The sequence below is a fragment of the Serratia plymuthica NBRC 102599 genome (genome assembly GCF_001590925.1).
GTDB lineage: Bacteria > Pseudomonadota > Gammaproteobacteria > Enterobacterales > Enterobacteriaceae > Serratia > Serratia plymuthica.
In genome coordinates this window covers 1-5,250 of sequence record NZ_BCTU01000052.1, presented here as the reverse complement: position 1 = coordinate 5,250, position 5,250 = coordinate 1, and the positions used below count along the sequence as shown (strand labels likewise).

The 5,250-nt window shown below is 47.8% G+C and carries 4 protein-coding genes, 4 tRNA genes and 1 other RNA gene; 2 read left to right on the top strand and 7 right to left on the bottom strand.

All coding sequences use genetic code 11. The annotated features are described in order from the left end of the window. Positions 1-154 precede the first annotated feature (154 nt). The 5 genes from SPL01S_RS24030 to SPL01S_RS24010 form a co-directional block, all read right to left on the bottom strand. Positions 155-230: transfer RNA gene (locus tag SPL01S_RS24030), tRNA-Thr, on the bottom strand. Positions 231-236: 6 nt separating this feature from the next. After that, positions 237-311, bottom strand: a tRNA-Gly gene (locus tag SPL01S_RS24025). A gap of 37 nt (positions 312-348) precedes the next feature. Then, a non-coding RNA gene (locus SPL01S_RS24020) (RtT sRNA) lies at positions 349-464 on the bottom strand. A gap of 46 nt (positions 465-510) precedes the next feature. Beyond that, a tRNA-Tyr gene (locus tag SPL01S_RS24015) sits at positions 511-595 on the bottom strand. A 24-nt stretch (positions 596-619) separates the two neighbouring features. Then, positions 620-695 (bottom strand) — tRNA-Thr (locus tag SPL01S_RS24010). A gap of 409 nt (positions 696-1,104) precedes the next feature. Here SPL01S_RS24010 and SPL01S_RS24005 point away from each other — a divergent pair. Continuing rightward, positions 1,105-1,653 carry a GNAT family N-acetyltransferase gene (locus SPL01S_RS24005; protein WP_062869252.1) on the top strand — a complete coding sequence of 183 codons (549 nt, stop codon included), beginning with the start codon at positions 1,105-1,107 and terminating at the stop codon, positions 1,651-1,653. 219 nt (positions 1,654-1,872) lie between these two features. Next, the gene (coaA, locus tag SPL01S_RS24000) at positions 1,873-2,823 is read left to right on the top strand and encodes a type I pantothenate kinase (RefSeq protein WP_004954043.1); all 951 of its coding nucleotides are present in this window, start codon (positions 1,873-1,875) and stop codon (positions 2,821-2,823) included. Positions 2,824-2,869: 46 nt separating this feature from the next. Here coaA and birA read toward each other — a convergent pair whose 3' ends face one another. Both birA and murB read right to left on the bottom strand, forming a co-directional pair. Continuing rightward, a complete protein-coding gene (birA, locus tag SPL01S_RS23995; protein ID WP_063203179.1) occupies positions 2,870-3,832 on the bottom strand; it encodes a bifunctional biotin--[acetyl-CoA-carboxylase] ligase/biotin operon repressor BirA in 963 nt (320 codons plus the stop codon). Further along, the gene (gene murB, locus SPL01S_RS23990) at positions 3,829-4,866 is read right to left on the bottom strand and encodes a UDP-N-acetylmuramate dehydrogenase (protein WP_063203177.1); all 1,038 of its coding nucleotides are present in this window, start codon (positions 4,864-4,866) and stop codon (positions 3,829-3,831) included. Before murB ends, birA begins: the two co-directional genes overlap by 4 nt. Between the last annotated feature and the right edge of the window lie 384 nt (positions 4,867-5,250).

Genomic DNA, 5,250 nt, shown 5'->3' with positions numbered 1-5,250 from the left:
GACGTTAACGTGCGGTTTTGAACGTTCAAACTTTTCTTTAGACATCGATTGTCCCTCTAAGACACGGATAAATCGGTGGTATCACCACATCAACCAAGCATTTGCCTGTTGAATCCAGAACAGAAAGAAAATCAGGGGGCGAGATAATAAGAAGTGGTGCTGATAGGCAGATTCGAACTGCCGACCTCACCCTTACCAAGGGTGCGCTCTACCAACTGAGCTATATCAGCACATCTTGGAGCGGGCAGTGGGAATCGAACCCACATCATCAGCTTGGAAGGCTGAGGTAATAGCCATTATACGATGCCCGCATCCTGGAACTCGGCTACCTGACTTTTCTGTAGAATTTTTAGGTGGGAGAAGGATTGTTCGTCGCTTAACTCTCACCCTTCGAGCCTGCTGCGCTTTGCACTGCACAACTCGAACCTTGCTGAAGACTTTCGCCTTCCCCTTCCGCAAATTAACCGTCGCGAGTTATTCGCTGGTCAGTCAACTGCCGAAGGCAAGATTTGGTGGTGGGGGAAGGATTCGAACCTTCGAAGTCTGTGACGGCAGATTTACAGTCTGCTCCCTTTGGCCGCTCGGGAACCCCACCAGATTTTAACTACTGTGACTTGATTGGTGCCGGCTACCGGAATCGAACTGGTGACCTACTGATTACAAGTCAGTTGCTCTACCAACTGAGCTAAGCCGGCATCAAGTGCAGCGCATTCTAGGTAGAGCGAGCGACCTATGCAACAAAAAAATTGCGTTCCGTGCACTTTCGCTCACAAATCACCCAATTTTGCATGCTACCTGGCAATTCACACCGCACGACGTGCAAACATTCATCAATCACAAGCATCATTCTGCAAAAATCTATTGGATTTTTACAAGTGTTGACTCGGTATTTCTCCGTACTGGCCATATCCAACCGATCGTTCGAATTTTGGCAAACTGTGAGCCAAGCCAATGCACCACAAAAATGCACCACAAAGAGGACACAGCCCTATGCGGATGCATAAACTGCGCTCAGATTTCATCGGCCTTGCCATCAATGCGTGCTTACCGTTTTGGCGCAGTTATTGCTTCTTTTCATTACCCCCCGCACAGGAGGAATCGCCAATGAAACTTGTTTTGATTAATGCTGCCACGTTACCTATTTACCGCGATGAGCTTGCCCGTCTATTAACCGATGCGGTCGCTCACGGCGCGTCTGTCGACTATGACACGTCGATTTCCCATGAGGATGCCGAGAGCTATTTCCACAGTCTGCGCCCGGCACTGGCCAAAGGAGAGCTACTGCTGTGGATCGCCAGGGATGACAGTGGCGTCATCGGCACCGTGCAACTCGAGCTGTGCCAAAAACCGAATGGCCGCAATCGCGCTGAGATACAAAAACTGTTGGTTCACAGCCGCGCACAGCGTAACGGTGTTGGGCATGCCTTAATGAAGGCATTAGAGAAAAGCGCTCTGCAGCAGCATCGAGGTTTGTTGTATCTGGATACTCAGGCCGGCTCAGCTGCAGAAGCCTTGTATCGTTCTCTTGGTTATCGCTGCCTGGGTGAGTTGCCGGATTATGCCGCCGCGCCAGATGGCAGTTACCATCCCACGGTGATTTATTACAAACGCCTGTTTGCCGTAAATCAACCTTTCCGCGCAATCGCCAGCTAGCATGAAAGCGGTATTATCACTGGATGATACCGCTTTGCAGCCCCTATCAATCAACTGCGCGCCGCCTCGCACAATTGACATAAACTCCTACTAATCGCCAACTTTTGCGAAAAAAGTCTACGCCAAAAACCAAGCTGTCTATAATATGCAGCTTGTTTATTATCTGGACTTGGCGTCTGGCGCCTTTCCCAACCTGCGTTAACAGGCAGAATTTGGCTTATGATAAAAAGAGATCAATCTTTAGCGACGCCTTACCTTCAGTTCGATCGTACCCAGTGGGCTGCGTTGCGAGATTCGGTGCCGCTGACACTGTCAGAAGAAGAGATCGTTAAACTAAAAGGGATTAACGAAGATCTCTCTTTGGAAGAGGTAGCACAGATTTATCTGCCGCTATCGCGTCTGCTGAACTTCTATATCAGTTCCAACCTTCGTCGTCAGGCCGTACTTGAACAATTTCTCGGTACCGATGGTCAGAAAATTCCCTATGTCATCGGCATTGCCGGCAGCGTTGCCGTAGGCAAAAGCACTACCGCACGTTTACTCCAGGCATTACTTAGCAGTTGGCCGGAGCATCGGAGTGTTGAACTGATCACCACCGACGGTTTCCTGCATCCTAATAAGGTGCTGAACGAACGGGGGTTAATGAAGAAAAAAGGATTCCCGCAGTCTTACGATATGCACAGCCTGGTGAAATTCGTTTCTGAGGTGAAATCCGGTGCCAAACGCGTGACGGCGCCCGTATATTCCCACCTGATCTATGACGTTGTTCCGGATGGCAATAAAGTTATTGAGCAGCCAGATATTCTTATTCTGGAAGGATTAAACGTATTACAGAGCGGAATGGATTACCCTCACGATCCACATCACGTATTTGTTTCTGACTTCGTTGATTTCTCAATATATGTCGATGCTCCTGAGCAGTTGCTGCAAACCTGGTATATCAATCGGTTCCTGAAATTTCGTCAGGGTGCATTTTCTAATCCTGACTCTTATTTCCATAACTACGCAAAGCTGCCAGAACCGGAGGCCATTAACATTGCCACCCAACTATGGAACGAGATTAATGGATTGAATTTACAGCAAAACATCCTTCCAACCCGTGAGCGAGCCAGCCTGATAATGACGAAAAGCGCTAATCATGCGGTCGAACATGTACGATTGAGAAAATAATGCTATAAAACAGATGGGGACAATGTTGGTCCCCTATCAATAATTATTATTCGGCGCTACGTAGAGATATTTCCCCCCCGATAAATGGCTTGATTGCACCATTCTGCTCGAGCAATAATGCCCCTTGCTGATCAATACCACGCGCAATGCCAAAAAGTTGTTGTTCGCCAATTAGCAGTTTAACAGGCCGATCAATAAAGTTATCCAAAGCACGCCATCGCGAAATGAAGGGTACCAGTCCATCAATCTCAAACTGCTGCAAAGATTGGCGTAACTCATTCAGCAAGGTTGCTGCAAGCTCATTGCGATCTATGCTAATCCCCGCTTCCTGCAGGTTTATCCAACCCTGATTGATAGCATTGGCATTGCTTTCTCGCATCGCCAAATTGATACCGGCGCCCATCACCAACTGCGCGGCATCACCGGTTTTCCCTGTTAATTCCACCAAGATACCAGCCAGTTTACGATCGTTGAGGTATAAATCGTTCGGCCATTTAACCCTGACCTCCTCAGCGCCAAGGCGTTGCAATACCTCTGCCATCACTATACCAATCACCAGGCTCAGACCCATTGCCGCTGCCGGTCCCTGCTCCAGACGCCAAAACATCGAAAGATACAGATTGGCGCCAAACGGTGATATCCATTGCCGCCCGCGTCGGCCACGCCCCGCCTGCTGATACTCAGCGACACAGGCATCACCTGATTGTAACTCAGTGATGCGGTCCAGAAGATATTGGTTGGTAGAGTCTACGACCGATAACACAGTTACACGCTTATCTGCCAGTTGACCAAGAATACGTTTAGAATCCAGCAGTTGGATGGGAGCGGGCAGACTGTACCCTTTTCCCGGCACGGTAAATACATCCAGACCCCACTCACGAATTGTCTGGATATGTTTATTAATCGCTGCGCGACTCATCCCGAGATACTCGCCAAGATGCTCTCCTGAATGGAAACTGCCGTCAGCCAATAGCGCAATTATCTTTAGTGGGACTTTGGAGTCTTTCATGAGAGAACTTCCACAGCATTACATTCACCCGTCGCGCCGATAAAACGAACTTCAGGTTCCAGCCACACATCGAACTTCTTCGCTACCGTATTGCGTACATGGCGAGCCAAAGCGACTACGTCCTGGCTACTGGCATCACCCAGATTAACCAGAACAAGCGCCTGTTGACGATGTACCGCTGCACCGCCAATTTGATAACCCTTCAGCTCACACTGGTCGATCAACCAGCCGGCAGCCAGCTTCACCTGGCCATCCTGTTGCGGGTAATGTGGCATACCCGGGTAAAGAGCAACCAGCTCAGCGCCCTTCTGCTCGCTGACCAGCGGGTTCTTGAAGAAACTACCTGCATTACCGGTAACCGCGGGATCAGGCAACTTACTGCGGCGCATTGCGCATACCGACTCAAATATCTGACGTGGTGTCACCGTTTCCGGATCCAGTTTCGTCAGATCGCCATAATTCAGCATCGGGCTCCACTGTTTACTCAGTCGCAAGCCTACGCCGACAATAATATGGCCGGTCTGAAAATCATGCTTGAAAATACTGTCACGATAACCGAATCCGCACTCTGATGTCGGGATACGATCTATGGCACCAGTATTAAAGTCCAGTAAATCAACGTAATCGCATACACTTTTCAGTTCTATACCATAAGCACCAATATTTTGAATAGGTGCAGAACCGACCAGGCCCGGAATCAAAGCCAGGTTTTCCAGCCCAGGGATACCGTTATCCAACGTAGTGCAGACCAAACCATGCCAGTTTTCGCCGGCGCCAACATGAAGGTACCAGGCATCCGTCTCTTCTCTGATATCGATGCCTTTGAATTGATTGATCATAACCGTACCGGCAAAATCCTCAAGGAACAGGACATTACTTCCCTCACCGAGTACCAACAATGGCTCTTGACGCTTTTGCGTTTTCTGCCAAACCTTGATCATTAATTCGATTCTATCTGCAATGACCAGATGCGCTGCGTTAACCGGGAGCGCAAAGGTATTGTGTGTTTTTAAAGACGCACGTTCAGTAGACATAACGTTAAATACCTATACGGAAATAAACTTTTACCTAGTCTACTAGATTCGACGCGCTAGGCTAATATTTGTTTTTATTGATTTTAATTTAGCCAGGCAATCATCCATGCGGAATATACTTCCAATTGTTTTATAAGGAGATATTTATATAAATATATGGGGTAATGTAATGAAGATAATGAGTGACGTGATTAATACCGGTATTATCTTAATTTGACGTCTATGCACACGTAGCACAATGCCTACTATTTAGTGCTTTTTATATGTATGAAATTATTTATCATTTTTAAAAATCGCTCCCACTTATGATTATAAGCATAACTTAAGCGGTCTTTTATTCGTGAAGTGGCGGTAAATTGAGCTTCATCCGGAGTTTCTTGCCCC